Source organism: Tardiphaga sp. (assembly GCF_028290785.1).
Lineage (GTDB): Bacteria > Pseudomonadota > Alphaproteobacteria > Rhizobiales > Xanthobacteraceae > Tardiphaga.
Genome location: NZ_JAQGJD010000159.1, coordinates 1 through 3,963, shown reverse-complemented (window position 1 = coordinate 3,963; position 3,963 = coordinate 1). Strand labels below are relative to the sequence as shown.

Here is a 3,963-nt window from a genome sequence, read left to right as displayed (position 1 = left end):
TGATGCGGCAGCAGCAGGGCTTCGCCGAGTTCGCGGGCAAAGTTGTCGCGGTCCTCGGCGAACGCCGCCATTTCGAGAATGTGCATCGCGCGCTCGGCGCGCGCTTCCGGGATCCGGGCGGATGGTTTCAGCGGCGTCTCGGCGAGGTTGTGCAGGATCTGCGCGCGCCCGTTGGCATTGGCGGCGAAGAACATGGCGCTGATTTCCGAGGCGTCCTGCGGTTGCATGGTCATGCTGGCCGCCATCCGCATTTGCGCATCGGTCGGCGGCTTCGCGGCCGCTACTGCCGGCACTTCGACCGGCGCGATGGATGGCGCCAGCGGCATCCGCTGGTCGGGCATCGCGGGGCGCAGATTGAGCTTGTTCAGGATCGCGCGCGGGGTTTGCGGATAGACAGACAGCCGCGCGCGCACCGCGGCGCGGGTCGCGTCATCCACCTGGTCGATCAATCGCGCGGTCAGTTCGACGAACTGCTTTTCCTCATCCAGCGTATGCGTGCTGGCCTGCACGTAGAGATCCGTCAGCACCCGCAGCAAGGTCGGACGGATGTCCACACCCTCGCGGCGGGACAGCGTCATCAGGCCATCGAAGCCTGGAAACATCGGAGGTGCGGAGGTCATGGGCGATACGCTTACTGAGTAAAACTTTACGCAAATTTACACCCTGTCGCTTAAGCAGCCCTTAACCATCGGCATCCGCGCCGCACGGATTTCAGGGCCGCAACGGCGTTCGGCCGATCGCACCTTCAAATGTCGGCGACTTTGGTAGGTAATATTTAGCAGGAGCCATCTAGGATTGTCGCTTGCGAGGCGCCATAACCTTGGACGGGCGGGATGAACAAAGTCGCGGCGACGGTTGCAGCCGGCATCGGCGGGACATTTCTGGTGTTGGGGATGATGTTTCCCCACCAGGCGTCGTTGATCGTATCCGGCTCCCTGAGGGAGGCATTCTGGCCGTCCGACGAGGCCAAGGCCCGGGCGGCGGTGCAGCAAATCCTGGTCGATCCGCCTTCGGCGCAATTCTATGCGGTGCATCCGGTGCAGGCGAGCGCGGGGACCTACGTATGCGGCAGCGTAAACAGCCGCGACCGCGCGGGCGTTTATGTCGGCCACCGCGAATTTGTCTACGACGTCGCCCGGGAATTTGTGCGCATCGATGACGACGGCCGGGTTGCCAGGATTCGCGTGGCGGCCTTCGCGCCATGTCCGGATGCCAACGACGCCAAGCCCTCCTCGCCGGAACTGAAGATCTCACCGCAGGCTCTCGAGATGGCCGGCAAGGTCATGCAGGTGATGCCGAAGATCGATCCGCAGACGGTCATGTCGCTGGCGGGGCCGGCGACCGGCTCACCTGTTGGAGGGGATGCGTCGCCGAAAGCGGAATTGCAGGTGCTGGCGGCCACGACTTCGCCATTTGCCAGAAAGTCCGAAGGGCAGGGCGCGGCGCAAATGCCGTCGCCGCCGAAGCCGACCATCAACGTTAGCCTGGGCAGCGAGCGCGACTGGCGCGCCGACCGGCCGCCGGCGGGGTGGCCGAAGTTTCCTGCCGACGATCCGCTCAGCAAACCGGCCGCGAAGCGCAGCAGTGCCGAGGCGCTGGCGCTGGCGGCAGAGGTCGAACAGCGCTGGAAGGCATTCACGACGGGGCGTTCCAAGGCGCCAGCCAGAAACGAAACGCGCGCAGCGCTGCAAGCGTTGCTGACGATCGATGCGGGCAGCGAAGCGTTTCCGAAGGCCTGGGCGCTGTTCGTCCGGCTCCGCCAGATCGACCGTGATGCAAGCCTGAAGGAGGCGTCGCGATAACTGTTGTCGTTCTGCCGCAGTCGGATTCCGAATTCGGCGGACGCGCGACAGGACCTTTCGGGCATCCGACATTAACAGCCCGTTAACCATGATCGCTCTTAGATGATCGCGCACCGGCCATTCGGGCGAAGCGGTGCGGGGACCATGGATATGAGCACCATCATCAAGTTTCCGGCGGATGCGGCAGCGCGGCGGCTGGGCCTGAGCATGGGCCATGCGCCGAACGGCAGCGCCACCATCCTGATCCTGCCGGTGATCCGCATCGAGCGTTCGAGCGACGACACGACCGGCGGCTCCGGCCCGGAAGAGGGCACCGCACCGGGACGCCGCCGCAAGCGCCGCGTCCGTTCCTGAACTCGGACTTCTCCTATGCCGACGACGTCCACACCGATCCGGACCCGGCCTCGGCGCCCGACGCTATTTCCATGTCTGCTCATCACGCTTGCCGCCGGCCTGGGCGGTTGCGCCAGCGGTGATTTCGGTCGCACCCGCCAGAGCGCGCTGAGCGACAACATGCACAGCTGGATCGGCGCCGAAGCCACCGGCAGCGTTGGCCTGAACGCTTCGGAATTCCAGCTCACCGACAACGAAAAGACGATGCGCGATCTGGCGTTTCCGCTGATCGAGCCGCCGCATTCGCGGCCGCTGTGGAAGAGCGTATTCGGCGACTACAAGCCGCTGCCCTCGCCATGGCGGCAGGTTCCGGTGTTCGACCGCACCGCCTATGGCCGGCTCCTGATCGACGAGCCGCATCGCTCGCACACCTCGCGCTACAATGTGCTGATGGACGACGTGCGCAACGACATCCTGCGTTTCGAGTCGTTCTATTCTTATGCCTCGCGCGTCATCGAACTCGACAGCAAGCGCAACGCCAGTCTGAAGCTGGTGTCCGGCCTGTTGCCGCGCGAACGCGAAGATGCGCTGGCGCGGATGGACGAGAACGCGCTGATCATCCAGTGGGTCGCGCAATGCCTGCAGCGCCGGGTGTCGTCGTATCGCTGGGCGCTGGAGCGGCTGGTCATCCATACGCCTGACGGCCTCGCCGCCAGCGCCGACATGCTGATCGGCGAACTGGCCGCGCAGACCACCGTGATCGCTTCGTCGATGGCGCCGGTACGCACCGGCAAGGTGCTGAAGTAGGCGGATCGTAGGGTGGGCAAAGGCGCGCTTGCGCCGTGCCCACGCGTCCGCAGTATTAAAGACGTGGGCACGCTTCGCTTTGCTCACCCTACAAGCGCGCAGCTATCGCTTCGCCGGGCTCGCCTTCGCGGGCGGCTCGCTGGGTGCGCCGCATTTCGCTGCGGCCAGCGAGGCCTGCGCCTGCGGCATCAGGCCGGGCTCGGCGGCCAGCGCCTTCAGCACGATCAATCCGGTCGGGGTCGGCGAGTCGATGATCAGCCGGTCGGCGGCGGTGACGTCTTCATCCTCGGGCAGTGCGGCGTGCTGGGCTTCGGTCATCAGATCGAGTTCGATGACGCGGCGACCGGCGGAGCGATCGTTGATGGCGTAATAGGCGACGTCACTGCGGGTGTAGAACGACACCGAAGTATAGGACTGGCTCACCGGCACAGCGAGCTTGATCGGGCCGTTCGACAGGTCGTAGCGGCACACCGCCAGCGCGAAGGCGGGGTCCATGAACGGCAGCAGCGACTTGCCGGGTTCGGTGAGCGGCAGCGCCGTGACGGCATTCTCCTTGGTAATCCCGGCCAGTCGCGAATAGGCGTCCTGCGTCGCGATGCGCGGAAGCGCCAGCACGCTGACGAGATGCACGACGCCGCCGAGCAGGATGCCGCCGATGATGGCAAACAGCAGCCGGATCATGGGCACCCCACCGTGGCAATGGCGGGCATCGGCGCATCCTTCTGGGTGCGCGTGGCGACGCCGACCGGTGTGTCGTACAGCCGCAGCATCAACACGTAGCGCTCGATGGCGCCGGTGGGCAGCCAGTTGCCGGCACGCGAGCGTGAGGCGATGCGGACCTCGAACGCGCCGTCGATGCCGCGTACGATCTCCTGGCTGGTGAAGCCGTAGCGCTGCAGCGAATTCGCCACCAGGCCGCCCCTGCTATCGTACAGCGTCAGCGTCCAGAACCGCGCCGGCGGCGTCACGCCTGACACCACGATGTCGCAGCGGCCGTCGAGCAGCTTGTTCTTGTCATCGG

General features: G+C 65.7%; 5 protein-coding genes and 1 pseudogene. 3 read left to right on the top strand and 3 right to left on the bottom strand.

Features of this window, described 5'->3' with window-relative positions; all coding sequences use genetic code 11:
* Positions 1-620: pseudogene (locus tag JWR89_RS09435) on the bottom strand (DUF2336 domain-containing protein); the annotation flags it as partial.
* A 213-nt stretch (positions 621-833) separates the two neighbouring features.
* On the opposite strand from JWR89_RS09435, the gene JWR89_RS09430 reads away from it, so the two are divergent.
* From JWR89_RS09430 to JWR89_RS09420, 3 genes are all read left to right on the top strand, one after another.
* Complete coding sequence (locus tag JWR89_RS09430) at positions 834-1,802, top strand: hypothetical protein (protein ID WP_299714781.1); 969 nt, start codon at positions 834-836, stop codon at positions 1,800-1,802.
* Positions 1,803-1,952: 150 nt separating this feature from the next.
* A complete protein-coding gene (locus JWR89_RS09425) occupies positions 1,953-2,156 on the top strand; it encodes a hypothetical protein (RefSeq protein WP_299714778.1) in 204 nt (67 codons plus the stop codon).
* 15 nt (positions 2,157-2,171) lie between these two features.
* On the top strand, positions 2,172-2,942 hold the full coding sequence (locus JWR89_RS09420) for a hypothetical protein (RefSeq protein ID WP_299714775.1): 771 nt from the start codon (positions 2,172-2,174) through the stop codon (positions 2,940-2,942).
* A gap of 102 nt (positions 2,943-3,044) precedes the next feature.
* On the opposite strand, the gene JWR89_RS09415 is transcribed toward JWR89_RS09420, so the two are convergent.
* Positions 3,045-3,623, bottom strand: a complete 579-nt coding sequence (locus JWR89_RS09415) for a DUF1254 domain-containing protein (protein WP_299714773.1) — start codon at positions 3,621-3,623, stop codon at positions 3,045-3,047.
* A partial coding sequence (locus JWR89_RS09410; RefSeq protein WP_299714771.1) for a DUF1214 domain-containing protein occupies positions 3,620-3,963 on the bottom strand: 344 nt, incomplete at its 5' end. The genes JWR89_RS09415 and JWR89_RS09410, both read right to left, overlap by 4 nt.